At 69.7% G+C, this 25,935-nt stretch carries 22 protein-coding genes and 1 pseudogene; 5 read left to right on the plus strand and 18 right to left on the minus strand.

Translation table 11 applies throughout. The annotated features are described in order from the left end of the window. Position 1 precedes the first annotated feature (1 nt). Positions 2-1,537: a PucR family transcriptional regulator gene (locus tag AVR91_RS19105; RefSeq protein WP_063275434.1), complete on the minus strand. Its 1,536-nt coding sequence runs from the start codon at positions 1,535-1,537 to the stop codon at positions 2-4. Positions 1,538-1,710: 173 nt separating this feature from the next. Between AVR91_RS19105 and AVR91_RS19110 the strand changes: the two genes are divergently transcribed. The 3 genes from AVR91_RS19110 (at position 1,711) to AVR91_RS19120 (ending at position 5,975) form a co-directional block, all read left to right on the plus strand. Next, entirely contained in the window at positions 1,711-3,279 is a 1,569-nt protein-coding gene (locus AVR91_RS19110; protein WP_063275433.1) for a discoidin domain-containing protein, read from the plus strand. Positions 3,280-3,368: 89 nt separating this feature from the next. Then, positions 3,369-4,928 (plus strand): discoidin domain-containing protein, encoded by a 1,560-nt coding sequence (locus AVR91_RS19115; RefSeq protein ID WP_063275432.1) that lies wholly within the window; start codon positions 3,369-3,371, stop codon positions 4,926-4,928. Between the two features lie 15 nt (positions 4,929-4,943). After that, entirely contained in the window at positions 4,944-5,975 is a 1,032-nt protein-coding gene (locus AVR91_RS19120) for a TolB-like translocation protein (protein WP_063275431.1), read from the plus strand. A gap of 16 nt (positions 5,976-5,991) precedes the next feature. Here the strand turns inward: AVR91_RS19120 and AVR91_RS19125 are convergent, their stop codons facing one another. From AVR91_RS19125 to AVR91_RS19160, 8 genes are all read right to left on the minus strand, one after another. Next, entirely contained in the window at positions 5,992-7,029 is a 1,038-nt protein-coding gene (locus AVR91_RS19125) for an ornithine cyclodeaminase family protein (protein ID WP_143254031.1), read from the minus strand. Next, positions 7,026-7,952 (minus strand): ornithine carbamoyltransferase, encoded by a 927-nt coding sequence (locus tag AVR91_RS19130; RefSeq protein ID WP_063275430.1) that lies wholly within the window; start codon positions 7,950-7,952, stop codon positions 7,026-7,028. The genes AVR91_RS19125 and AVR91_RS19130 overlap by 4 nt, the downstream gene beginning before the upstream one ends. A 10-nt stretch (positions 7,953-7,962) precedes the next feature. Next, positions 7,963-8,949, minus strand: coding sequence for a 2,3-diaminopropionate biosynthesis protein SbnA (gene sbnA, locus AVR91_RS19135; RefSeq protein ID WP_063275429.1), 987 nt, complete (start codon positions 8,947-8,949; stop codon positions 7,963-7,965). Then, positions 8,936-9,880 (minus strand): threonine ammonia-lyase, encoded by a 945-nt coding sequence (locus AVR91_RS19140; protein ID WP_063275428.1) that lies wholly within the window; start codon positions 9,878-9,880, stop codon positions 8,936-8,938. Before AVR91_RS19140 ends, sbnA begins: the two co-directional genes overlap by 14 nt. A 181-nt stretch (positions 9,881-10,061) precedes the next feature. Further along, positions 10,062-10,343: a muconolactone Delta-isomerase gene (catC, locus tag AVR91_RS19145; protein WP_063275427.1), complete on the minus strand. Its 282-nt coding sequence runs from the start codon at positions 10,341-10,343 to the stop codon at positions 10,062-10,064. 25 nt (positions 10,344-10,368) lie between these two features. Next, on the minus strand, positions 10,369-11,220 hold the full coding sequence (catA, locus tag AVR91_RS19150; protein ID WP_063275426.1) for a catechol 1,2-dioxygenase: 852 nt from the start codon (positions 11,218-11,220) through the stop codon (positions 10,369-10,371). A gap of 26 nt (positions 11,221-11,246) precedes the next feature. Continuing rightward, positions 11,247-12,350 carry a mandelate racemase/muconate lactonizing enzyme family protein gene (locus AVR91_RS19155; protein WP_063275425.1) on the minus strand — a complete coding sequence of 368 codons (1,104 nt, stop codon included), beginning with the start codon at positions 12,348-12,350 and terminating at the stop codon, positions 11,247-11,249. Continuing rightward, positions 12,350-13,255: a LysR substrate-binding domain-containing protein gene (locus AVR91_RS19160; protein ID WP_063275424.1), complete on the minus strand. Its 906-nt coding sequence runs from the start codon at positions 13,253-13,255 to the stop codon at positions 12,350-12,352. The genes AVR91_RS19155 and AVR91_RS19160 overlap by 1 nt, the downstream gene beginning before the upstream one ends. A gap of 192 nt (positions 13,256-13,447) precedes the next feature. Here AVR91_RS19160 and AVR91_RS19165 point away from each other — a divergent pair, with 192 nt between their 5' ends. Beyond that, positions 13,448-14,002, plus strand: a complete 555-nt coding sequence (locus AVR91_RS19165; protein WP_063275423.1) for a YceI family protein — start codon at positions 13,448-13,450, stop codon at positions 14,000-14,002. 274 nt (positions 14,003-14,276) lie between these two features. On the opposite strand, the gene AVR91_RS43835 is transcribed toward AVR91_RS19165, so the two are convergent. The 9 genes and pseudogenes from AVR91_RS43835 to AVR91_RS19205 all read right to left on the minus strand — a co-directional run bounded on the left by AVR91_RS43835 (position 14,277) and on the right by AVR91_RS19205 (position 24,176). After that, a complete protein-coding gene (locus AVR91_RS43835) occupies positions 14,277-14,702 on the minus strand; it encodes a zinc-binding dehydrogenase (protein WP_228709242.1) in 426 nt (141 codons plus the stop codon). A gap of 262 nt (positions 14,703-14,964) precedes the next feature. Continuing rightward, positions 14,965-15,369 (minus strand): annotated as a pseudogene (locus tag AVR91_RS44435) (alcohol dehydrogenase catalytic domain-containing protein); the annotation flags it as partial. Next, positions 15,366-15,656 (minus strand): putative quinol monooxygenase, encoded by a 291-nt coding sequence (locus AVR91_RS19175; protein WP_063275422.1) that lies wholly within the window; start codon positions 15,654-15,656, stop codon positions 15,366-15,368. The gene AVR91_RS19175 and the pseudogene AVR91_RS44435, both read right to left, overlap by 4 nt. Then, complete coding sequence (locus tag AVR91_RS19180) at positions 15,653-16,246, minus strand: glycerol-3-phosphate responsive antiterminator (protein ID WP_016334334.1); 594 nt, start codon at positions 16,244-16,246, stop codon at positions 15,653-15,655. Before AVR91_RS19180 ends, AVR91_RS19175 begins: the two co-directional genes overlap by 4 nt. Before the next feature lie 18 nt (positions 16,247-16,264). After that, positions 16,265-17,827, minus strand: coding sequence for an FAD-binding oxidoreductase (locus AVR91_RS19185; protein WP_063275421.1), 1,563 nt, complete (start codon positions 17,825-17,827; stop codon positions 16,265-16,267). Beyond that, positions 17,824-19,494, minus strand: a complete 1,671-nt coding sequence (locus tag AVR91_RS19190) for a glycerol-3-phosphate dehydrogenase/oxidase (protein WP_063275420.1) — start codon at positions 19,492-19,494, stop codon at positions 17,824-17,826. The genes AVR91_RS19185 and AVR91_RS19190 overlap by 4 nt, the downstream gene beginning before the upstream one ends. A 33-nt stretch (positions 19,495-19,527) precedes the next feature. Then, positions 19,528-21,003 (minus strand): FGGY family carbohydrate kinase, encoded by a 1,476-nt coding sequence (locus tag AVR91_RS19195; protein WP_063275419.1) that lies wholly within the window; start codon positions 21,001-21,003, stop codon positions 19,528-19,530. Further along, positions 21,003-22,373: an MFS transporter gene (locus tag AVR91_RS19200; RefSeq protein WP_228709243.1), complete on the minus strand. Its 1,371-nt coding sequence runs from the start codon at positions 22,371-22,373 to the stop codon at positions 21,003-21,005. Before AVR91_RS19200 ends, AVR91_RS19195 begins: the two co-directional genes overlap by 1 nt. Positions 22,374-22,784: 411 nt before the next feature. Next, the gene (locus AVR91_RS19205) at positions 22,785-24,176 is read right to left on the minus strand and encodes a KamA family radical SAM protein (protein ID WP_063275417.1); all 1,392 of its coding nucleotides are present in this window, start codon (positions 24,174-24,176) and stop codon (positions 22,785-22,787) included. Between the two features lie 142 nt (positions 24,177-24,318). On the opposite strand from AVR91_RS19205, the gene AVR91_RS19210 reads away from it, so the two are divergent. After that, positions 24,319-25,929, plus strand: a complete 1,611-nt coding sequence (locus AVR91_RS19210) for an amidohydrolase (protein WP_063275416.1) — start codon at positions 24,319-24,321, stop codon at positions 25,927-25,929. Positions 25,930-25,935 lie beyond the last annotated feature (6 nt).

A 25,935-nucleotide genomic window follows, 5' to 3' on the forward strand; every position in this document is an offset into this window, starting at 1 on the left:
GTCAAGGGGTGGGTTCGGACACCGCCAGTTCGATGATCATCGCCAGCCGTTTCGCAGGCTGGTCGAGACGCAGTTCGGTCACTTCGGCCATCTTCCGGAGCCGGTAGCGGATCGTGTTGGGGTGCACGTCCAGCCGCTCGGCCGCCTCCGCGAGATCCCCCTGCGCTTCGAGCCAGGCGCGCAGCGTCGCGACGTAGCTCGTGGCGTTCGCGCTGTCATGCCGCCGCAACTCGGTGATCGGGCCGCGGGCGGGCGCCCGGCCGGACGCGGCGGCGGCCCGCAGCCGTTGCACCAGGATGTCGTCCCAGGCCTCGTCGTAGGCGATCGCGGATTTCGTACCGGGACGCACGCTGTGCAGCGCGAGGCACTCGTCGGCTTCCAGCCTGCTGGCGGGCAGCTCCGCCGACGTCGCACCGGCCCCGATGCCTGCCAGCATCGTCACCTGCCGGGGCAGAGCCTCGCGGATCGAAGCGACCCACGCCCTGGCCGCCTCGACGTCGTCCCCGGGCAGGACGGTGTAGACGGTGTTGCTGAACAGCGTGCTGCGGCCCGGACGTGACCAGCCGAAACCGGTGGTCGCCCGCTCGAACGCGAGCAGCAGCGCGGCGTGGCGCTCGTCACCGATATGGGCCTGGAGCGCGATCACCCGGAACCGCCCTGGCGGCAGCCCCAGCCTGCTGAGCACGGCCGCCGCGTCCGGTGTGCCCTCGACCAGCCGGATCACCAGATCGGATTCGACCTGCCGCTCCAGATCCGCGCTCGCCCGCGAGCGCAGCAGATGCAGGCCGACCGTGCGCGAGCTGTCCCGCAGGACCGCGCGCCGGGCGTCGGACAGCGGCCGGTCGCATTCCACCCAGATCGAGCCCAGCAGCTCGCGCCCCGCGCGGACCGCGACGACCATGCGCCCGGTGAGCCCGTGTTCGGGATCGGCCTCGACGAACAGCGGCTCGTCGGATTCGGCGAGGTGCCGGAACACGCCCCGTCGTTCGAACAGCTCGCGGACCGGCTCCGGGACTAACCTGCCGAGGATCGTTTCCAGCCGTGCCCGGTCGGCCAGGTGCTGACGGCTGGAGTAGGCGAGGACCCGGGACAGCCGGTCTTCGATGGTCACCGCGCTGCCGAGCGCGTCCGCCAGACTGTCGGCGAGCGCGAACAGGTCGGTCGGCCCTCGGCCGGACTCGGTCTCGCGACCCTCCAGTACGAGGCCGTAGACCACGCCGGCGAGCTGGCCCCAGGACACGTCCGGGTCCACCAGCAGCACGGCGACGCCGCCGCGTTCCGCCCGTTCGGCGGCCTCGGGATCCGGCGACGAGCCCCGGACCAGGACGACCGAGGCCTGTGCCGCCGCGGCCAGGTCGACGGCCGCGGCGACCGAGTCCGCGCCGACGGCGAGGTACACGTCCCCGCGCAGGTCGCGGGGGTCGGCGGCGTCGTGCATGACCACGTCGCGCAAGGCCACCTCGCGCGACACCGGGCAGCACCACAACCGCGCCCCGTAGCCACCGAGGACGTTCACGAGCCGATCCAGCGTCACCATGGCCGCGACCCTGCCATCAAATGGTGCCGGGCACCGCCCGATCACCCGTTGACTGTGACTTTAAGGACCTTTTACACTGCCATCGTTAGGAAACTTACTTAACTAAGCGACTCCGGCTGAAAGTCGCCGCCCACCGCCGGTACTCGCCGACTCCGCAACGTCGAGGAGTTCGCATGAAACGGAGAACACCCCTGGCCGGTGTCGCGGTGGCGACCCTGGCCTTGCTGGGGCAGACATTGATCTCTTCGGGTACCACCGCGCAGGCGGAATCCCTGCTGTCGGCGGGCAAACCGACCACCACATCGTCGGTGGAGACCACCGAGTTCGCCGGCGGCAACGCGGTCGACGGCAGCACCACGACCAGATGGGCCAGCGAGGAAGGCGTCGATCCGCAGTGGATCGCCGTCGACCTCGGCGGGACCGCGACCATCACCAAGGTCAGGCTGAACTGGGAAGTCGCCTACGCCAAGACCTACAAGATCCAGGGCTCGGCCGACGGCCGGACCTGGACCGACATCAAGTCGGTCACCGGCGGGAACGGCGCCATCGACGAACACCTGGGCCTCAACGCGTCCGCGCGCCACATCCGTATCCATGGCACGGCCCGCGGTACGACCTACGGCTATTCGCTGTGGGAGCTGGAGGTCTACGGCGACCGCGTCGGCGGCGGCGACACGCAGGCGCCGACGGTGCCCACCGGTCTCACCGCGACGGGCAGCACCACGAACAGCGTTTCACTCGGCTGGACCGCGTCCACCGACAACGTCGGAGTCACCGAGTACGAGGTGCTCCGCGACGGGAACGTCGTCGGGACCACGGCGACGACCACGTACACCGACTCCGGGCTGGCATCCGGAGTGGAGTTCGGCTATTCCGTGCGGGCGCGGGACGCGGCTGGGAACGTCTCCGCGGCGAGCTCGGTGGTCAAGGCCTCCACGCAGCCTGGAGGAACCGGTCCCATCACCATCGCGGTCGGGGGTGACATCGCCAACCCCGAGCTCTTCTCGACGCATCAGGCGACGGCGAACCAGGTCGCCAGGATGAACCCGCAGTACGTGCTGACCGTCGGGGACAACCAGTACCACAAGGGCACCATTTCCGAGTACCGCGCCCATTACGACAAGACGTGGGGCAAGTTCAAGAGCATCACCAAACCCACGACGGGCAACCACGAGTGGGACGACCAGCTCAGGGGCTACAAGGAGTACTTCGGCGCGATCGCGTACCCGAAGGGCTTGCCGTACTACAGCTACGACATCGGCGACTTCCACTTCGTCGCGATGGATTCGAACCCGATCTACGGTGGCGGCGGTTCCGAGCAGGTGGCCTGGCTGCGCGACGACCTGGCGAAGAACACCAAGGCCTGTGTCATCGGGTACTGGCATCACCCGCGGTTCAACTCGGGCGAATACGGCGACAAGAAGCAGATCGCCCCGTTGTGGAACGAGCTGGCCAAGGTGAAGGCGGACATGGTGATGTCCGGGCACGACCATCACTACGAGCGGACGAAGCCGCTGGACGTCAACGGGCACGTCGACGAGGCCAACGGCGTGCGCTCGGTCATCGCCGGCATCGGCGGGGACTACCTCTACACGAATTACAAGGAGCGTGAAGGGGTGGAGAAGATCTTCGCCAAGCACGGCGTCATGAAGCTGATGCTGAACGGGAAGTCCTACTCCTGGGAGATCGTCGACACCAACGGGAACGTGCTCGACAAGGCGGGTCCGTACACCTGCCGCTGACGGATGGGGCCCGGTGCCGTACGCGGCGCCGGGCCCGGTCCGTGTTCCACCCACGACGTAGGCCCAACCAGGAGTAACAGGTGAATCGAATGGTGCAGCCGGGCACCGCCGCGATCGCGGCGATCGTCCTGCTCGCTCAGCCCGTGATCGCTTCCAGCGCCACGGCCGGACCGGTGGAATCACTGCTGTCGGTCAACAAACGGACCACGACTTCCACCGTCGAGAACGAGAGTTTCAGTGGCGCTCTCGCCGTCGACGGCGATTCGACGACCCGGTGGGCGAGCCTGGAGGGCGATCCACAGTGGATCGCGGTCGACCTCGGCGGCCCGGCGGACATCAGCCGGATCAAGGTCCTCTGGGAATCCGCGCATGCGAAGGACTACCAGGTCCAGGCGTCCGACGACGGCCAGAACTGGCGCGACGTGAAGACCGTGGTGGGTAGCGACGGCGGCCTCGACGAGTTCACCGGCCTGAACACCTCCGCCCGGCACGTCCGGATCTTCGGCACGGCACGGGCGACCGTTTACGGATACTCGTTGTGGGAGCTGGAAATCTACGGCGTCCGGACCGGCGACGGCGACATCCAGCCGCCGTCGGTGCCGACCGGGCTCCGGCAGGCGTCGTCCACCACCGAGAGCATCACGCTCGGCTGGGACCCGGCGAGCGACAACGTCGGGGTCGTCGAATACGAGATCCTGCGCAACGGCAACGTCATCGGCAGGTCCGCGACGACGTCCTACACCGACACGTCGCTGGCGTCGGGCTTCGACTTCCAGTACGCGGTGCGGGCGCGGGACGCGGCGGGGAACCTGTCCGGTTCGACCGCGCCGGTGAAGGCGGCCACCCGGCCGACACCGTCCGACGGCATCGTCATCGCGCTCGCCGGCGACATCGCCAAGCCGGAGCTGCCTTCCGAACACCAGCAGACGGCGGCGTTGGTCGGCAAGATCAACCCGCGGTACGTGCTGACGGTCGGCGACAACCAGTACGTAGACGGCACCATCGAAGAGTTCCGGACCTACTACGACAAGACCTGGGGCAGGTTCAAGAAGATCACCAAACCCACTCCGGGCAACCACGAGTGGAACAACGAGCTGGCGGGGTACAAGCAGTACTTCGGGAAGATCGCGACGCCGAAGGGGAAGCCGTACTACAGCTTCGACGTCGGTGACTTCCACTTCGTCGCGCTCGATTCGGACCCGGTGTACAACGGCGGCGGCGCCGAGCAGGTGGCGTGGCTGCGCAAGGACCTCGCGAAAACCAAGAAGTCCTGTGTCGCGGGCTACTGGCACCACCCTCGCTTCAATTCGGGGAACTCCGGTGACGCGAAGAGCGTGGCGCCGTTGTGGAACGAGCTGGCCAGGGCGAAGGCGGACGTCGTGTTCGCCGGGCACGACCACCATTACGAGCGGACGAAGCCGCTGGACGTCAACGGGCACGTCGACGAAGCCAACGGCGTGCGCTCGGTCATCGCCGGTATCGGTGGCGACAGCCTGTACCTCGATTACAAAGCCCGCGAAGGCGTCGAGAAGATCCTGGGCAAGCACGGGGTGATGAAGCTGGTCCTCAAGGGAAAGACCTATTCCTGGGAAATCATCGGCACCAACGGCGAACTGCTCGACAAAGCAGGTCCGTACCGCTGCCGGTGACGGGGAAGGAGACGGGTGAAACTTCCGGTGAAGTTCGTCGTGGCGCTGGCGGGTGTCGCCGCCCTCGTCGCCGCTTCGGTGGTGTACGTGGTGCAGGCCAAGGCGAACAGCCCCGAGCGGCAGGCGGCCGACGCGACGGTCGCGGTGGACACCTCGGGGCAGGTCGTACTGGGAGAGCAGGGAAGACTGCTGTTCCGCAACGGGGCGCCGGGGCCGGGGTACGGCAACGTCGCCTCGGTCCCCGTCTCCGATCCCGGCGGGCCGCGGCGGATCAGCTCGCTCACCTGCGAACGGTTCTACACCGCGGCCGCGGGAGGCCTGTGCCTGGCGAAGGAGTCCGCGCCGATGGCGGGCGCGGTCGCCCGGTTCGTCGATCCCGCGCTCGGCGAGGTCAAACGCGTCGATGTGCCCGGAATCCCCAACCGCGCGAAGCTCTCACCCGGCGGCCGGATGGGCAGCTGGACCACGTTCGTCACCGGTGACTCCTACTCGACACCCGGCACCTTCTCGACGCGTACGGCCATCATGGATCGTGAGTTGAACGAGCTGTCGAGCAACATCGAGGGCATCCCGCTGCGGATCGGGGACGTGTCCCATCGTGGCGAGGACGTCAACTACTGGGGCGTCACGTTCGCCGCGGACGAGCGGACGTTCTACGCCACGGTCGCCACCGGTGGGCGGACCTATCTGGTGCAGGGCGACAACGCCGCGTGGAACGCCCGCACGCTGCGGGAAAACGCGGAATGTCCTTCGCTGTCGCCGGACGGGAAGAAGCTCGCGTTCAAGAAGCGGGTGGCGGAGGGCGACGTCAACCCGTGGCGGGAACACGTCCTGGACCTGGCCACGATGCGCGAAACCCCGCTCGCGGAGACGCGCAGTGTGGACGACCAGGTGGTGTGGCTCGACAACGACACGATCGGGTACAGCCTGCCGCGCGGGGACGGGAAGGAAAGCGACATCTGGGCCGTGCCCGCGGACGGAAGCGGGGCGGCACGGCTGCTGGTTCCGTTCGCTTCGTCGCCGTCGGTCACGGGCGGTTCCCGGTAGGCAGGTGACGCGAGGCTCAGCCGAGGTGGAGGGCGGTACCGAGGCTCTCCGCCCGGGCCTGCGCGGAGACCGCCGCGTACAGCGCGACGTCGAGGACTCCCATCCCGAACGGGTTCAGCACCACATACGGCGACGCGACCCCGTCCGCACGGTGCCGTCCCGTCAGGATCCCACCCAACGTGCCGTCGAGGGGGCGTGCCGGCCCGGTGGAATCGGGGCGCCCGAACAGGCCTTCCGCCATCAGGCGGCCCAGCGGCCGGCGCGGGTTGTCGGCCACCAGGTCCACGTCGTCGACGTACACCGCCGCCGCGTCGCGGAACGCCGCGTCCGTCAGGTCGCCGAGGGAGACGTTGATCAGCAGCGCACCCGACGAGGCCCAGTCCGGCTCGACGTAGCCTGTGTCCATCGTGGTCGTGAACACGGCGATTTCGGCCGCGGACACCGCTTCCCGCGCGCTCGAGCAGACCTGCGCCGAGATCCCGGGCAGGGTGGCGGCCAAGGCTTGCGCGGCGTCCGGAGACCGGTCGTACAGCGTGACCTTCCGCAGCGAGGGCAGCCGTTCGGCGAGCAGCGCGGCGTGCATCCGACCCTGAGCACCGCAGCCGACGACGGCCAGGGAAACCGCTCCGCCGTATCCGAGCGCGTCCACCCCCACCGCGCTCACCGCCGCCGTCCGGACCGCGCTCAGCAGGCCTGCCTCCATGATCGTGGTGATCCGGGCGGTCTCCGCGTCGAAGCACAGGCCGATCCCGCCCGCGCGTTCCAGCCCGATGGCGGGATTGGACACGCTGGCGTTGATGATCTTCATCCCGTACGCCGACCGCACCGCGCCCGGCATCCCGATCGACCGGGTGTAGGCGCCTCGGGAGTTCTCCCAGCGCAAGTAGGCCTCGGCGGGCAGGAGACTGATGCCGCGGTCGTGGTCGGCCAGTGTTTCGCGGACGACGTCGACCGGGTCGAGGTTCGTCAGGCACTTGCGGACCTCTTCACGGGACAGCATCGTCACCTCGCCCGTACCGGACAGGCCGCTCTCGGCCACGTCGAACCAGCTCACGCCAAGTCCTCCCCGCCGCACCATTCGAGCGCGGCCATCGCGCTGTACAGCTTGTTCTCCGCCTGCGCGAAGGCGACGGAACGCGGTCCGTCGAGCACGTCGGCCGTGACCTCCTCGCCCCGGTGCGCGGGCAGGTCGTGCAGGAACAGCGCGTCCGGACTGGTCCGCCAAAGGTCCGCGGTCACCTGGAACGGCGCGAACACCGTGCGCCAGCCGGGGTCCGGTTTGGACGTTCCCGTGGTCTGCCATCGGGTGGTGTAGACGATGTCGACGCCGCCGGGCAGGTCGAGGACGTCGTGTCGCTCCACAATGGACGAACCGTGCCGGGCGGCGTGCTTACCCGCGCGCTCCAGGACGTCCGGGTCGACGCCGTAGCCCGGCGGAGTGCGAAGGTGCAGCTCGTTGCCCGGGAATCGGCTGAGCGCCAGCGCCAAGGCCGCCGCCGTGTTGTTGCCCTCGCCCAGGTACAGCATGCGGATGCCGTCGACGCGGCCGAAGCGCTGGACGATCGTCGTCAGATCCGCCAGCGCCTGGGTCGGGTGCTCGTCGGCGCTCATCGCGTTGACGACGGCCATCCGGTCCTGTGCGGCGATGGCCCGGAGTTCCGCCGGATCGGCCGCCGTGCGGGCCACCAGGAAGTCCAGCATCGACGACAGCACGCGTCCGGTGTCCTCGATGGACTCGCCGGTGTTGGTCTGGAGATCGTTCGGGCCGTAGGCGATGATCCGGGCGCCCAGCCGCAGCGCGCCCGCGGAGAACGCGGTGCGCGTGCGGGTGGAGGTCTTGCGGAAGTGGATGCCGACGACCGCTCCGTCCAAAGTGGAATAGGTCGCGCGCGGCCGTTCCGCCAGCAGGACGGCTCGGCGGACGATGGCTCGCAGGTCGTCGTCGGTGAGGTCGTCGAGTGAGATGAGGTGACGCAAGGGGAGCTCCTCAGGAAATCGTGGCCAGGGCGCGGGCGGGCACTTCGCCGAAATGACCGAGGACCCACGCGTCGGAGTAGATGGTGTCGAGATAGCGGTTGCCGTCGTCGGGAAAGACGAGCACGCACCGGGAGCCTGGCGGGATGCGGTCGCGCAACTTCGCCAGCGCGGCCACGGTCGCACCGGAGGAACCGCCCGCGAGGATGGCTTCGCGGGCGACGAGCGTCCGGCAGGCGCGGACGCATTCGAGATCGGTCACGTGCACGACTTCGGCCATCGCGGAGGTGTCGACCAGCGGCGGCCGCCGTCCGGCGCCGTGGCCCGGGATCCGGCGTTCTTCCGTCGGCACGTGGAAGATCGCGCTGCCGGCGGCGTCGACCGCGATCAGCTTCGTGGCCAGCCCTTCGCGCCGGATGTAGTCGGCGCATCCGCGCATCGTGCCGCCGGTGCTGACCGCGCAGAACAGGTAGTCGACGCGGCCGTCGAGCGCGTCGGCTATCTCGCGCATCGTGTGCTCGTGAGCCGCCGGGTTGAGTGGGTTCGCGTACTGATCGGGCCAGAACGCGTCCGGCAGCAGGGCGAGGAGCTCTCGGACGCGGGCGATCCGGGCGCCGAGCAGGTCGCCGTCCACCGGGGCGGTCACGACCTCGACCGTGGCGCCGTAGGCCCGCAACAGCGCGAGGGTCTGCGCGGTCGTACGGGTGTCGACCACGCACACGAGGTCGAGCCCGAAGTACGCGCACATCTGGGCGAGCCCGACGCCGAGATTACCCGACGTGGACTCGACGACCACCGATCTGCCCGGCACGAGCCTGCCGGAGCGGATTTCGCCGCGGAGCATGTTCAGCGCGGTCCGGTCCTTGACGCTGCCGCCGGGGTTGAACTTCTCCAGTTTCGCGAACACCCGGGAGCCCGTCAGTGGCACGACCCGGTCCAGGGCGACCAGGGGAGTGTTCCCGATTGTCGCGAGCACTCCGCCGATCTCAGCCGTGCTCAACGGACACCCGCTCTCTCGTCGCCCCCAGTGGCGGCGCGGCGACGTTCCCGCCGGAGACGACGGCGACCGTCGCCCTTCCCGACGGCCCGGCGCGCCCGCTCAGGTGGGCGGCGGTCGCCACCGCACCGCTCGGCTCGGCGACCACGCCGAACCGGGCGAACAGGAACGCCTGTGCGGCGACGATGCTCTCCTCGTCGACCGTGACGACGTCGTCCACGAGCGTCTTGACGTGCTCCCACGCCAGTTCGCCGAGCACCGGGGCGCGCAGGCCGTCGGCGATCGTGCGGTAGGTCCGCGACACCGGCCAGCGCGTCAGGCGGCCGGTGCGAAACGAGTCGGCCGCGTCGGCGGCGAGTTCGGGCTCCACACCGACGACCCGCGTGGCCGGCGAGAACGCCTTGACCGCGACGGCGACACCGGCGAGCAGGCCGCCGTTGCAGACCGGGACCAGGACGGTGCCCGCGTTCGGCAGGTCCGTGACGATTTCCGCGCCGACCGTGCCGTGGCCGGCGATCACCGCGAAATCGGCCGACGTGATCAGGGTGGCACCGGTGCGGGCCAGGAGTTCGGCCGTCGCGGATTCCCGTTCGGCCGGTGGCACGACGAGCACTTCGGCGCCGAGTGCGCGGACCGCGTCGACCTTCAACGCGGGCGCAGTTCCGGGTAGTACGACCGTGGCCTTCAGCCCTTGGCGGGCCGCGGCGTAGGCGACCGCGCGGCCGTGGTTGCCGGACGACTGGGCCAGCACGTGGCCCGTCAGCCCGGCGACCGCGTTGAGCGCGCCGCGGACCTTGAACGAGCCGGTCCGCTGCCGGTTCTCCGGTTTGATCCACAGTCCGCCGACCGGCCCGAGCACGGGGGTGCGGCGCACGGAGCACCGGATCCGGTCGGCCGCCCGCGCGACGTCGGCCCCGGTCACCAGACGCGTCATCGGGTCACTCCGCCGAACTCCTTCACCCCAGCCGGTCCGAAGTGGACCTCGGCCGATTCAACTGGGGCCGGACCGGTGCGGTCCATGAACAACCGACCGGAACTTCGGGGTTGGAAGTTCCGGTCGGCGGAGCTCGTTCACCGACCGGAACGGCGGGCACACGGACCGCGATCGAGCTGCGTCAGCCCATGACCTTCGACGGATGCGTCGCCAGCGGCGTGACCTCGATGTCCATGTACGGGAACAACGGCAAACCGGACAACAGCGTGTGCAGCTCGTCGTGGTCCGCGACGTCGAGGATCGAGAAGTTGGCGTACTCGCCCGCGATCCGCCAGAGCTGCGGCCACTTGCCTTCGCGTTGCAGCCGCTGGCTGTACGCCTTTTCCCGCGCGATGATGTCGGTCCGCTCCGCCAGGTCGAGGTCCGGCGGCAGGCGAACGTCCATGCGAACGTGGTAGAGCATCGATCACTCCAAAAAGGACATTCGGTCAGGGGTGTTCGGGGTCGAGGACGAAGCCGTACTCGATGGCCTCGCCGTCACCCGACGGGCGCGGGTCCAGCACCAGTTCCGGCTTGACCGCCGAAGCGATGTCGTCGTCGTTGTGTTCGTCGCCGGGGAAGTACAGCTGCGCGGTGAGCAGTTCGTGGCCGGGCGCAGAGACCTTGACGTGCAGATGCGCCGGGCGCCACGCGTGCCAGCCCGCCGCGGCGATGAGCTTGCCGCAGGCACCGTCGGTCGGGATCTGGTACGGGGCGGGGCGCACGGTGTGGATCTCGAACCGGCCTTCGTCGTCGGCGGTGAAGCTCGCGCGCAGGTTCCACTCCGGGATGTTGGGCGCGAACTGGGAGTAGAAGCCGTCGGCGTCGGCGTGCCACAGCTCGACCTTCGCGCCCGCCAGCGCGGTGCTGTCGGTGGAGGTGACCTGGCCGGTCCAGCTGAGCGGCGTACCGGCCTCGTCCTCGCGCATCGGGACCGAGCCGCGAGCACCCTGCTCGGGCGCGCCGGGAACGTAGTACGGGCCTTCGATGGTGCCCTTGTTGCCTTCGCGGTGCTCGGTGGCGACCTCTTCGACGACGTGTTCCACCCACACGTCGAGGAACAGCGGCCACTCGCCGTCCTCGCCCACGCTGATCAGCCACGCTTTGAGCGCGTTGTACTCGTCGTAGGTGACCTTGTGCTTCCTGATCGTGCCGTGCACCGCTTCCAGCACCTCGCGAGCCAGCAGGCTGACCCGTTCCTTGGGTGTTCCGGCGACACCGGCGAACTTGTCGCTCTTGAACCGCTCGGTCGCGTTGGCGCCGGACGCGGCCGCGGTGGCCGTCTCGTGGATGGCGGTCATGAATCCTCCTTGATTCGTGGTGGGCGTCAATGGTCCTGGCGGTAGCGCCGGAGCTTCTCGGGATCGATTTCGGCACCGAGGCCGGCGCCGGGGCGGACGGTGAGCTCGCCGTCGGTGATGCGCAGGGGCTCGGTGAGCAGGTCGTCGCTCATGTCGAGGAAGTTCGAGAGCTCGCCGGGGCGGCGGGACGTCAGCTCGTAGGCCGAGCCGAACGCGACCGTGCACAGCGAGCCGAGCTGGCCGTCGATCTGGTTGCCCATCACGACCTCCAGGCCGAGTCCCTCGGCGAGGTGGTGCGTGCGCTGCGAACGGGTGAAGCCGGTCCGGGCGGTCTTGATGCTGATCGCGGTGGCGGAGCCGCCGAGCACCTCACGGGTGACGTCGGCCGGGGTCACGGCGGATTCGTCGGCGATGAACGGAATGCCGATCTGTCCCACGAGCCAGCGCCTGCCGAGGACGTCGTCTGCCGGGCACAGCTCTTCGGCGAAGAGCAGGCCGAGGTCGGCCATCTCCCGCATCGCACGGGCCGATTCGGCGGCGGTCCAGCCTCGGTTGCCGTCGATGTAGAGGTCGACGCCGTCGCCGAAATGCTCCCGCAGCGCGCGCACGACGGCGGTGTCGAGCGACACGGGACGGCGGCCGACCTTGACCTTGAAGGTGCTGATGCCGTGGGTGTCGCGCATCTTCTCGGCTTCGGCGACCATCGCGGACGGCTCGTCGAAGCCGAGCATGTGGGACACGCGCATGCGGTCGGTGTAGCCGCCGAGCAGTTCGGTCACCGACACGTCGAGGCTGCGGCCGAGCGCGTCCCAGACGGCCATGTCGATGGCGGATTTCGCGGTCGGGTTGCCGACCGTGCGAGCGAGCCGCGTGTGCACCGTTTCCCGGTCGAGCAGGCTGAGACCGACGATTTGCGGGGCGAACAGCGAGTCGATCACCGCGATGATCCCCGCCTGGGTCTCGCCGTAGGTGAACGGCCGAGGGGGTGCCTCGGCCACGCCGACGACGCCGTTGTCGGCGTGCACCCGCACGAGGACGTGCTCGGCGACGTGCACCTCTCCCGAAGCGAACTTCAGCGGTTTTCGGTACGGAATGGCGAACGGGATCGCCTCGACTCGCGTGATCTTCATCAGGTGCCCCCTGTGGACGGTGCGACGGAAGGAAAGACGTCTTCGAGCGCGTCGAGGACGGTCGTGACGAGCGGGGACGGGGTTTCGCGGTGCCAGGCCAGCGCCAGCTCCACGGTCGCCGCTCCGGCGAGGTCGCGGAACACGACACCGGCCAGGGGGAGGGCGCGGGCCGAGGCGGGCACCACGCCGACTCCCAGCCCGCCGGCGACCAGGGCCAGCAGGACCGCGGTTCCGGATGCCTCGTGCAGTTGATGGGGCGTGAACCCGGCCTCGCGGCAGCTGCGCGCGACTGCTTCGTGCACGACCGAGTTGCGCCGGTCGTAGGTGACGAGCGGTTCGGTCCGCAGGTCCGCCATCGCGACGACGGGTTCGACGGCCAGCCGGTGGTCGGCCGGGACGGCGAGGATCAGCGGTTCGCTCTCGATCACCCGGAAGTCGATGTCGTCCCCGGTGACCGGAGGGCGGAGCACCCCGATCCCCAAGGTGCCCGTGCGCAGGCGTTCGCACTGCTCGGCGGTCAGCAGATCGGCACGGATCTCCAGCTCCACCTGCGGCACCCGCTGCGCGAGCGCCCTGGCCAGATGCGGCAGATGGGAGAAGGCCGCCGTGCCGGTGAACCCGACCCGAAGCAGGCCCAGCTTGCCTTCGCCGATACGTCGTACCCCGCGGACACCCACGTCCAGCCCGGCGAGCACGCGCCGGGCTTCGGCCAGGAAGAACTCACCCGCCGGCGTCACCCGGACCTGGCGGGTGGTCCGGGCCAGCAGGACGACGCCCAGTTCGTCCTCCAACTGCCGGATGGTGTGCGAGAGCGCCGGCTGCGCGACGTGCAACTGCTCGGCCGCCCGGCCGAAGTGACATGTCTCGGCGACGGTGACGAAGTAACGCAGGTGACGAAGTTCCATGGGACGCCTCCTCCCTGCCTCTGTCGCCGATTCGTTCACGGTAGGAAGCGAAATCATCGAAGACAAAGACTTTATTGCGGTCTATTGATAAACAGAAATTATCAATAGCAGTCCGTCGGATGCGGCTCACATCCGGCGGGTCGGTTTCGTCGTAATGCCGAGAACGCTTCCCTTACCCGCCAGGAGCCCAGCGTGACGACAACGACCCCTCTCGGCGAACTGACCGGCGACTACTCTCTCGACGCCGCCGGTACGACGCTCGCCTTCATCGCCCGGCACACGATGGGAAGCCGGGTGCCTGGCCATTTCGACGAATTCGACGGCAGCGGCCACTTCGATGGCGACGACCCGGCCAAGTCCAGCGTGCGGCTCACCATCAAGGCCGCGAGCATCCATACCGGCAACCGGCAGCGCGACGACCATCTGCGCACCGCCTTCTTCGATGTGGAAGGGCATCCGGTCATCACCTTCGTCTCGACAGCCGTCCGGCATGTCGGCGGCAGCGGCTTCGAGGTCACTGGCGACCTGACCATCCGAGGCGTCACGAAACCCGTCCGCGTCGCCGTCGAACTGGTCGGCGCCAGGTCTGGCGCGGACGGTTTCCGCATCGGCTTCACGGGCGCTGTTTCGCTCAACCGCAACCACTGGGGCGTGAACGAGAACCTCGCCACCAGGCTCATGGTCGGCTCGAAGGTGACCATGCAGCTGACCGTCGCCGCGAGCCGGCCGATACGCCGTTCGCCGTAACGCCCGGTCGCGGGCGGACGACAACTCAGGCACGAAGAGCCGATCGGTGCAGGCGACCGCGGTGGAGGTCACTGATGCTTACGGAAGATGTGACCGGCACCGTCAGGGGGATTCCGATGGGCCAGCGCGAGGTTTGGCTTGCCTGGAGGTGACGATGTGGGAATCGGGACGTTGAGTGTCCCGATTCCCACATCGTCGAGGGCAGCTCGGGTCTCGCTTCAACGTTGCGAAAGCCAGTTTCGCAACCCCGAACTGCGCCGCTCAAGCCCCACCCTCAAGAGAAGGTGACCACCTGCCGGACCGCCGCACCGCGCCGCAGCCGGTCGAATCCCGTGTTGATCTCCTCCAGCCCGATCCGGTGCGTCAGCAACGCCTCCACGGGCAGCAGCCCCGACCGGTACAGCTCGATGAACCGGGGGATATCGCGCCGGGGGACACAAGAGCCGAGGTAGCTGCCGCGCAGCGTTTTCTCCTCCGCCACCAGGCTTTGCGCGGGTAGCGCGACTTCGGCGGCGGGATCGGGCAGCCCGACGGTGACGGTGGTGCCGCCCGGCCGTGTCGCCCGGTATGCCTGCTGCAGGGCGGCCACCACGCCGGTGGTGTCGATCGCGTGGTCGGCGCCACCGCCGGTGAGCTCCTTGATCGCCTCGACGTCGCCTTCGAGCGCGTGGGTGGCGCCCGAGGGACCGAGCCAGCTCACGCTTCTCCGCGACGACGTCGACGGCCAGCAGCGTGGACGCGCCGGCGGCTTTGGCGGCGAGCAGCGCCGCGAGGCCGACACCGCCGAGGCCGAACACGACGACGCTGTCGCCCGGACGCACGTCGGTCGCGTTGAAGACGGCACCGGCGCCGGTGAGCACGGCGCAACCGAACAGGGCGGCGACGTCGAACGGGAGGGTCTCGTCCACGGCGACCACCGAACGCGCCGAGACCACGATGTGCTCGGCGAAGGCAGACACGCCGAGGTGATGGTTCGGCCGTCCGCCGGGTGTCGACCAGCGGGTGCCGCCTCCGAGCAGGGTGCCGTTCCGGTTGGCGTCGGCCGCCGGGGCGCACAGGGCGGGCCGTCCGGTGAGGCAAGGGCGGCAGTCGCCACACGAGGGAACGAACGACAACACCACGTGCTGCCCTGCGGTGAAGCCGGTGCCCGGTCCCGGCTCCACGACCTCGCCCGCGGCCTCGTGCCCCAGGACCATCGGCAGCGGCCGGGGCCTGCTGCCGTCGATCACCGACAGATCCGAATGACACAGCCCCGCCGCCCGCACCCGGACGAGCAGTTCACCGGGCCCGGGCGGGTCCAGCGTCAGGTTCTCGATCTCCAGCGGACGGCCGACTTCGCGGAGTACCGCGCCCCGCACCGGCGTCACCGCGCGCTCCCGGCCGGGACGCAGGCGGTGACCTGGCGTTCGGACAGCAGCGGTACCACCTCGCCGAGCACGATGCGTTGGAAATGGTCCGACGCGCAGTGGGCAGCGAAGTCCTGTTCGGACTCGTACTCCTCGACGATCACCACCACGCCGTCCTCGGTTCCGGTGTGGACGGTGTACCGGAGGCAGCCGGGTTCGCGCCGTGACGCGTCGGCCATCGGCTCCAGCAGTTCGAGGACGCGGTCCCGGTGCGCGGTCACGTACCGGGCCACCACGACGAAGCTCATTTCTCTCCTGCGCTCAGCTGGGACCTGGTCAGCGACCACAGCCCCGAATCGGACGATGCGGCGGCCAGTGCGCCCATCGCGAGTGAATGGGCCACCCCGGCCCGGTCGGTGACGAAACCGGCCGCCACGAACGGCGACATGACCTCGCGGGCCTGAGCCGACATCCACGGGATGATCGGCGCGGGCATCAGCTCCACCAGGTCCGGGCGGCTGCGTTTCACCGCCTCCAGGCTGCGGTTCAGGTTCGACCGGTCGGTGACGAACACCTTGTGCATGGTCAGCATCGACACCGCGCGGGCCCGTTCGATCGGGGCGACCCGGGTGCTGACCACCCCGGTCGCCCCGATCTCGTGGAGGAAATCCACGCCGCCTCGATCGGTGGCCAGTCCCGGGCAGGAGTCGATGTTCACGAACAGGATCTTCTCCAGCCCGGTCAGCACCGGGACGATCTTGGCCAGCTGCCCGACCGGGACCGCGGCCAGGATGCCGACGCGGGACGCCGCGTTCGCGAAGTCGGCCACCTTGGCGGTGCCGACCACCGACGCGCACACCGGGACGTCCGCGAACGCCGCCGTGATCCTCTCGTTCATACGGTCCACAGTGGTCGATCAGCTCGCGGAGTCAAGGGGGTTCGGCCCGAGGTCGCTGGGGAGCCCGAGCTTGCCCGGGTTGAGCAGGCCCTGCGGATCGAGCGCCCGCTTCACCGCGACGAACGTGCCGAACCCGGAGCCGAGCGTGTCCGCGAGATACGGTCCCCGGAGCAGGCCGGAACCGTGGTGGTGGCTCAGCGCCGCGCCGTGGCGCACCAGCACGGCGTTGGCCGCGTCCCAGGCAGAGCGGTACCAGTGCCGCCGCTTCTCCGGTTCCACGTCGCCGCGGAGCGAGAAGTACAGGCACGCGCCGTCGGTGTAGGCGTGGGACTGGTGCGCGGACGCGGCCAAGGTGCCGGGGACGGCCTCGATCGCGGCCACGACCTCGTCGTAGATCGCGGGCAGCGCCGACCACGCGCCCGCCATTTCGAGCGTGTCGGCGACGAAACCCGGGCCGGGCGTGAACCCGTCCGCCGACTTCCCGACTAGCATCCGTTCGTCGAGCCAGCGCTCGAAGACGGCCTGACCGTCCAGTTCGGACCCGGTCGCGGCGCAGACCTCGGAGCTCACCTGCAGCATCGCGTCGACCAGTACCGGGTCTCCTTCGTCGGCGATCAGCAGCAGGTTGGTGTCCGGCAGGCCGAAATGTGTCCCGCTCTCCAGCTTGTCGTAGAGCCGCATCGCGGCCGGGGTCGCGCCGCGCTGCATGATCAGCCGGCACGCCTCCAGCCCGGCGGCGAAGGTTTCGAAGCCATAAGCGACGGCCTTGGCGTAGCCGGGCAGCGGATGCGTGCGCAGGCGCACGGAGGTGATCACGCCGAGCGTGCCTTCCGAGCCGACGAACAGCTGGCGCAGGTCGGGGCCGGTGGCGGCCCGCGGGTAGTCGCCGAACCGGGCGAGCGTGCCGTCGGCGAGTACGACGTCGAGGCCGACCACCATGTCCTCGATCTTGCCGTAGCGGGTGGAAAGCTGGCCCGCCCCGCGGCAGGCCACCCAGCCGCCCACAGTGGACAGTGCGTACGCGGACGGCCAGTGCCCCGTGGTGGCGCCGTGCGTCTTCTGCAGTTCGGTTTCGAACAGGTCGCCGAACATCCCGGCCTGCACGTCGACGACCTGGGAGTCCGCGTCGAAGGACAGGATCCTGTTCAGCCCGCAGACGTCCAGCACGACGCCGCCGTGGACCGGCAGGGCGGCGCCGGTGACGTTGCTGCGACCGGCGGACACGGTCAGCGGCACCTTGTGCTCGCCGCACAGGCGGACCACGGCTTGTACCTGTTCCACCGTGCCGACCTCGGCGATCACCGCGTCCGGCGTCGCCGGGTTTCCCGCGGTCTCGCCGATCATCGAACCGGCCCACCAGTCGCGGGTGCGCAGCACGACCTCGTCGTGCTCGGTGTGCACGGCGTCCGCGACGTCTCGCAGCGCCTCGGTCAGCGCGGCGGGCACGGGGACGACGGTCGTCTGCAGCGACGCCGGGCCCTGTCCCGGAGGTGTCCGGTCGCCCCAGCGGGGCGGCGTGGGGGCCCCGACCACGTATTTCCCCCGGTTGAAGGGGTGGGCGATGGTCTGGCTGCTGATCATGCGTTGTCTCCCAACAGAATCGACTTCTCCCGGGCGACGCCCGCCCGATAGTCCTGCACTTGCGACGCCACGGTCTCCGGTGGCAGGCCGAGTTCGGCGCCGAGCAGTTCGCCGACGAGCGGCGCGGCCTCGGCGGAGGCGTCCCTGGCGAACAGCCGCAGCCGTGTGCGCCGGGACAGCACGTCGTCCACCGAGCGCGCCATCTCGGACCTGGCCGCGAACACGACCTCCGCCTTGAGGTGCGGCTGTCCGGGGATGAGCGGCTCGCCGAGCGTCGGGTCCTCGTCGACGAGCGCGCTCACGAAACGGGCTTCGGTCCCGTAGCGGCCGCCGAGGTGCGCGGCGGTCCCGCCGGTCGCGGCGGTGGCTTCGGCGTCGTAGCCGGCGCCGCCGAGCAGGGGCAGGTTCTTGGTGCGGCAGCGGGCCTTGCGCCCCAGCAGCCCGAGCGTCTCGTCCACGACGAGTTCGCCCATATGCCTGCTGGTGGTGAGTTTGCCGCCGGTCACGGTGACCATGCCCGAGGCGACGGTGATGTGGTGATCGCGCCGCATGTCGAGGGTGGTCCCTTCGGAGCCGCCGACCAGCGGCCGCAGGCCCGCGTAGCTGCCGAGCACGTCCTCGGGGCCGAGCTTGGTGTCGAAGGCGATCGTGGCGCCTTCGAGCAGGAACTCCATCTCGTCGCGGGTGCAGTGCACGTCGTCGGTCGAGCCGTCGTAGTCGGTGTCCGTGGTGCCGACCACGACCACGTCACCCCAGCGGGTGCAGGTCGCCCGCCGCGCGCGGCCCGGGATGGGCACCGTCACCGTGCAGTCGTTGCGGATCTTCGACCAGGGCAGCACGATGTGGACGCCCTTCGCGGGGCGCACCTGTGGCCGGTGTCCCGCGGAGGCCATGCCGTCCACGTCGTCGGCCCACACGCCGGTCGCGTTGACGACCACCCGCGCCCGGACGTCGATCCGTTCGCCGTCGGCCTCGACCGTCGCGCCGGTCACCCGCCCGCCCGTGGTGCGCAGGCCGGTCACCTCGGCGCCGTTGGCCACGACGGCGCCGAGCCGGGCCGCGGTGCGCACGATCGCGAGGGTCAGGCGGGCGTCGTCGGCGCGGCTGTCGTAGTACATCAGGCCGCCACGCAGGTGGTCGGCGCGCAGGGTCGGGGCGTGCGCCAGCACTTCGTCGACCGTGAGCCGCTGGTGCAGTTTGCCGATCCGCCAGCCGCCCGCGAGGTCGTATGTCCACAAGAGACTCTCGAAGGCGCGGGCGATCCGGGCGTCGAAAACGCCGTCCTTGGCCAGGATCGGGAACAGGAAGGGCAGCCGCTGCACCAGATGCGGGGCGTTGCGGCGGAATCGCTGGCGTTCCAGGAGGGAATGCCTGACCAGGTCAAGGTTCCCCTGCTCGATGTAGCGCAGGCCGCCGTGCACCATCTTGGAGGATTTCGACGAGGTCCCGGACGCGAAGTCGTCCCGCTCGACCAGCGCGACCGACAGGCCGCGGGCGGCGGCGTCCAGCGCGGTGTAGGCGCCGGTGATCCCGCCGCCGATCACGAGAAGGTCGAACTCGCCGGCGTCGAGTCCGGTCAGCGCGGTGCGGCGGTCCAGCCGCAGCAACGCCGAAGGGGTCGCTCCCGCTGCGACGGCATTCGGCCGCCGGGACGGCAGTGTGAACATGGTTGAGGAACCTCTCCACTCAGAACTGGGGTTTCACGACAGCGAGACGGCGAGCACGTCTTGCCAGCGCGCGCGTAGTTTCAGCCGGTCGGTTTCGGCGATGGCGGGCTCGAAGACCCGGCCGGGTGGCTGGTGGGCGACGGCCTCGGCCAGCGAAGACCACAGCCCGAGCCGGGTTCCGGCGAGATAGGCGGCGCCGCGCAGGCTGGCGGTGGCCGAATCCGCCACCCGTTCGATGGCGAGACCGGTGAAATCGGCCTGGCTCTGGAGCAACGGGTCGCTCGCCGCCAGGCCGCCGCCGACCCGCAGACGGGTCATCGGCCGGTCCATGGTGGTGCGCAAGGCGTCGGCGGTGTCGCTCACCGCGTGGGCGATCCCGTCGATCACCGCCCTGGCCAGGATCTCCCGCGTGGTCGCGAGGTTCAGCCCGGCCAGCATGCCGCGGGCGTCGGGCCGCTGCACCGGGGTGCGCAGTCCGGCCAGCGTCGGCACGAACCACGTCGCCTCGCCACTGGGCTGCGCCGCGGCCAGCGCGCTGATCTCGGCCGCCGAAGCGAACAGGCCGAGGTCTTCGATGAGCCATCGCAGGGCGGAGCCGGTGGTCGAGGTGTAGGACTCGAGGCTGAACCGGCTGTGGCCGCCGCTGCGCCAGGCGACCAGGCACAGCACGCCGTCGAGACCGCCCACCGCCTCGGGCGGCTCGTCACCGGCGAGCGCGCCGACGAATGTTCCGGTGCCATGGACGCAGGTGGCCTGGCCGGGTTCGAGCGCGCCCAGCGCGATCAGCGACGCGTGCTGGTCGCCCATCACCGCCGCGATCGGTACGCGGATGCCGAGCAGTTCCGGGTCGGTGTAGCCGTAGTCGCCGTCGTCGTCCAGCGGCGGCGGAGCCGACTCGGCCGGAAAACCCAGTGCCTCCAGCCATTTCGTGTCCCAGGCGTGTTCCCGCAACCGGTAGCCGCCGAACGCGACGGCGTTGGTCGCCGAGATCGCGTACCGCTCGCGGCCGCTGAGATGCCACACCAGCCAGGTGTCCACCGAACCGAAGAGCGCCCGCCCGGCCGGAACGCCGAGCGTCTCGAGTTGCCTTGCGGCCCACAGGAACGGGGCGCGGGTGCCCACGGGACGCCCGGTTCCGGCCCACAGGTACCGGTCCCATTCCGGGGCGAGCTTCGCCAGCTCGGCGGCGTAGCGGCTGTCCTGCCACACCACGGCCGGTGCCAGCGGACGTCCGGTCTCGCGGTCCCACAGCACGGCAGTGGCCCGTTGGGTGCAGATCGACATGCCTGTGATCTCCACGCCGTTGTCGGGGGCCCACGTCACCGCCTGGCGGGCGACGTCGACGGTCCGCTCCAGCAGCTGCATGGCGTCCTGCTCCACCTCGGCCGGCCGGGGATGGCTCACGTCGATCGAGGTGTAGAAGGAGGGGCCACACTGTCCGTCCTCGCCGACGACGGCCGCGCGGGTGCCGGTGGAACCCTCGTCGACGGCCAGGATCCCGCGCCGCATCACGCGCTCCTGCGCTTGAGGTCGATGGTCTCGTCGTCGGGATCGACGCCGCTGCGAGTGGGGTCCCAGCGGACGATCAGGCAGGAGACCAACCCGAGGAACGGCACCACCGCGAGCAGGGCGATCGTCGGGCCGAGCCCCATCGATTCCTTGATCTGCGGGAACACGTAGAGCCCGATGACACTGCCGAAGCTGCCGAGCATCCCGGTCACGCCGGTGCCGAGGGTGCGGATGTCACTGCGGTAGGACAGCGCCGCGATCGATTTGCCGTTCGCGCCCGGTCCGGCCGAGTGGAAGAAGATGAACAGGAACGGGAGCAGGAAGCCGACGGCGATCGGCAGCTTCCCGAAGCCCAGCCCCATCACCAGCAGGATGGCGAACGCGAAGGCGTAGCCGATGGCGGAGCTCGTGCGCAGTCCGATTTTCCTGCCGAAGTACGCCGAGAGCGCGCCGCCGATGATCCCGGCGATGTTGAAGATCATCGATCCCAGGGTCGCGGTCTGGAACGCCTGCCCGAAGATCGCCAGGCTGATCACCGGCAGGTACCACCCGACGGCGAAGTACTGCATCGACTGGGTCAGGGAGATGGCCGTGGACAGGAAGGTCCGCGGCAGATACGGCTTGCGGAACAGCACCCCCGCGTGCCGGAATCCGATCTTCTGTTCCGTGGCGGGATCCGGCCCGCTGCTGGTGCCCGGGGTCACCTGGAAACCGTAGATCCGGCGGAGGCTGACCGCCGCTTCCTCGAGCCTGCCCTTGGCCGCGAGCCACGACGGGCTTTCGACGAGGAACAGCAGTTGCAGCACCAGCAGGACGAGCGCGAAGACGCCGGCCGAGCCGACGGACCATCGCCAGATCCCAACCCCGGCGTCGAGCTGGAAGAACACCAGCGTCAGTCCCAGGTTCACGGTGGTGGCGACGTACCAGACGGACTGCCAGAGATTGAGCCGTCCGCGCAGCTTCGCGGGGGTGTACTCCGCGAGCATGGCCATGGCCACCGCGAAGTCGATCCCGTAGGCGACGCCGACGAGACCGCGTCCGAACCAGACCTCGCCGAACCCGCCCGCCGTCGCGGTGAGCACGGCCCCGATCGCCGCGATCGCCTTGGCCGCGATCAGCGGTTTGACGCGCCCGATCCGGGCGGCCAGCCAGCCGCCGATCGGGTTGAACAGGATGGCCACCGCCGGTGCGGTCGCGGTGAGCACGCCGACCTGGGTGGAGCTGAGGCCGAGCTCCTTGATCATCGGGGACAGGCCCGCGCCGAGCGCGGCGTTGGAGTAGGCGTCCAGGAAAAGCCCGCCCAGCACCAGATACCACAGCAGATTGGCCTTGCGCGGCAACCTCGAAAGCCCGTTGACGAGCGCGGCCACCTGGGAGACGTTCGAAATAGAGCCTGTCGGGCTGAGCGTCGATGAACTCATGGACCGCCAACTTTCTGCGCTGGCTGTCAGCGATCCGACACAAAAAAACAGACACGACGAAGACCGCTGACAGTGGCTCTTCGTCTGTGCCTGTCTGAGGGGAGAAGAGTAGATCCCGATCCGTGGTCCGTCAAGACAGTGCCTTGTCCGGCCACATAGGACACTCGCGCGGAAAGATCTTCGCTGAGTGCCGGGGATTCCGGCCGCGGCTGATCGCGGGCCAGGTCCGTGAAGGCCTCCTTGCCTACCTTGAAGGTAGTGATGGAGGCCTTCACTACCTTCCCCAGTACGTGAAGGCCCCCTTCACTGCGTCTAGCGCAATGAAGGGGGCCTTCACGTACTTCAAAGCCGCCCGGACGCTTACGCCTTCGGCTGATCCCGCCACCAACGCTGACCGGCTTCGGGCAGCGTCGAGATCGGGTCGTAGTACGGGTACCGCCGCTGCAAGGCTTCCGGGTCCTCGTGCTCGATCCCGGTGCGGTAGTTCTTGGTCCAGTAGGAGATCCCGAGCTCGCGGTCGTACTCGGCGAGCTGGTGCACCCACCGCTTCCCGACATACGGCACGTCGCAGACGATGCGCGGAGTCGCGTACCCGGGCAGGTAGCCCATGATCGCGTGCTGCAGTTCCTGCGCCTCGTGCACGGAAACCCGCCAGTGCTCGGCGTTGGGGATCATGTCGCACATGTAGAAGTAGTACGGCAGGATGTTCGCCTCGCCCTGCAGCGCGAAGCACAGGTCCAGCAGGTCGGCCGGGGACGCGTTCACGCCCTTCATCAGCACACCCTGGTTGCGCACGTCGCGGACGCCGACGTCGAGCGCGGTCCTGGCGGCTTCCGCGACCAGCGGGGTCACCGACTGGGCGTGGTTGACGTGGGTGTGGATCGCGAGGTTGACGCCGCGGCGCTGCGCGGTGCCGGCGACGCGTTCGAGTCCTTCGACGACCTTCGGCTGGATCCAGTGCTGCGGCAGGGCGGCGAGCGCCTTGGTGGCGAGCCGGATGTCGCGGACGGTGTCGATGTCCATCAGCCGCATCAGGAACGACTCCAGCTGCGGCCACGGCACGTTCGCGACGTCTCCGCCGGAGACCACGACGTCACGCACGCCGGGGGTCTTCTTCAGGTAGTCGATCATCGCGTCCTGGCGGTCGACCGGTTTGAGCGAGAGCTTGTGCTTCTCGATCTGTTCGGTGGAGTTGCCGACCAGGTCCATCCGGGTGCAGTGCCCGCAGTACTGGGGGCAGGTGGAGATCATCTCGGCGAGGACCTTGGTGGGGTAGCGGTGCGTCAGCCCCTCCACAACCCACATCTCCGCCTCGTGCAGCGAGTCCCGTTCGGAGTGCGGGTGGCTCGGCCACTCGGTGTCGCGGTCGCTGCGCACCGGGAGCATGTAGCGGCGGATCGGGTCGGCGTACCAGGCCTCGGTCACCTTCGCCGGGTCGGTGCCCGCGTTGGGCGCCATCGTGTTGATCATCTGCGGCGGCAAGAGCATCGACATCGTGGCCATCTCGCGCTGGTCGGCGAGCATGTCCTCGTAGAAGCGCTCCTCGAGCTGATCGCCCATCAGGGCGCGCAGCTGCTTGGCGTTACGGATGCAGTGCACTCGCTGCCACTGCGCGTCGCGCCACTCTGCCTCGGCCACGTCGTGCCAGCCGGGGAAGCGGCGCCAGTCGGGTTCGATCAGCTCGACCCGGGTGTAGTCGTAGGGCTGATCGTAGGCGGCCACCGGCGAGGTCGGTTCCTGGATCGCAGTCACTTGTACTCCTCGTCGTCGGAAACGCGTGAAAATATCCTGTCACATCGTTCGGAAGACGTAAATATTCCTGTCCTACGTGGTGTGTCGAAATCTTCCCGACCCGCCGGTCACGTGGTCGTCCGCACGCTGCAAACTCAGGAGGGTGACGAACGCGCGAACGACGCTCCTGCTCGGCGGGCGCATCTACAGCCCCTCGGCTCCCGACGCCACCGCCATGGCGATCACCGACGGCATCGTCGTCTGGGTGGGACAGGACGGCCCGGCCAAAGCCCTGCACCCCGACGCCGAACCGGTCGACCTCGACGGCGCCTTCGTCGCCCCGGCCTTCGTCGACGCGCACGTCCACGCCACCGCGACCGGCCTGCACCTCACCGGGCTGAACCTCGCGAACGTCCGCGGTGCCGCCGAGCTCCTGGCCGCCGTCCGCGAAGCCGTCCGTCCCGGCCAGGTGCTGGTCGCGCACGGCTGGGACGAATCCCGCTGGACCGACGGCAGGCTGCCCAGCCGCGCCGAGATCGACGAGGCCGCGAACGGCGCCCCGGTGTACCTGAGCCGGGTCGACGTCCACTCGGCACTCGTTTCCAGCGCCCTCGTCGCACTGGCCACCGGGGTGCACGACGCGCCGGGCTGGTCGGCCGACGGGCCGCTGACCCGCGACGCCCACCACCTCGTGCGTGCCGCGATGCGCGACGCGATCACCCCGCAACAGCGCCGCGAGGCCCAGCGCGCGTTCCTCGCCGAAGCCGCCGCGCGCGGTGTCGTGAGCGTCCACGAATGCGCGGGGCCGGACATCTCCGGCGCCGAAGACCTCACCGACCTGCTCGCGCTCGCGTCCGAGCCGGGACTGCCGGAGGTCGTCGGCTACTGGGGCGAGCGCGGCGGAATCGACACCGCCCGCGCGCTCGGGGCCAGGGGAGTCGCGGGCGACCTGTTCGTCGACGGCGCGCTCGGCTCGCGCACGGCCGCGCTGCACGAGCCGTACGCCGACGCCCACGGCACCTCCGGAACGCTCTACCTCGACGCGGCCGCCATCGCCGAGCACGTCGCCGCTTGCACCGAGGCCGAACTGCAGGCCGGTTTCCACGTCATCGGCGACGCCGCCGTCGCCGAGGTCGTCGAAGGATTCCGGCTCGCGGAGAAGACCGTCGGCCGTCGCGCGCTGGCCGCCCGGCACCACCGGCTCGAGCACGTCGAGATGATCGACGCCGAGCAGGCGAAGGCACTCGCCGGCTGGGGTGTGGTCGCGTCGGTCCAGCCGCAGTTCGACGCGGAATGGGGCGGCGAGCACGGCATGTACGTCGACCGCCTCGGCGGCGAACGAGCCCCGAAGCTCAATCCCTTCGCCGCGATGGCCGCCGAAGGGCTCCTGCTCGCCTTCGGCTCCGACGCTCCCGTCACGCCTGTCGACCCGTGGGCCACCGTCCGCGCCGGGACCTATCACCGCACGCCGGGCTCGGGACTGTCCGCTCGCGCGTCCTTCACCGCCCACACCCGCGCGGGGCACCGAGCCGCCGGGGTGAACGACGGCGTCACCGGCAGCCTGGTCCCGGGCGCTCCCGCGCACTACGCGATCTGGGACGCCGAGGATCTCGTCGTCGCGACGCCGGACTCGCGGGTGCAGCGCTGGTCGACCGACCCGCGGGCGGGGGTGCCCCCGCTGCCGAACCTGGCCGAGGGGGCGACGCTGCCCCAGTGCCTGCGCACGGTGCGGGACGGAGAGGTCATCCACGATGTGTTCACCCGCACGGCCTAGGGTTCA

It is taken from the genome of Amycolatopsis keratiniphila subsp. keratiniphila (assembly GCF_001620365.2).
GTDB classification, from domain to species: Bacteria; Actinomycetota; Actinomycetes; order Mycobacteriales; family Pseudonocardiaceae; genus Amycolatopsis; species Amycolatopsis keratiniphila.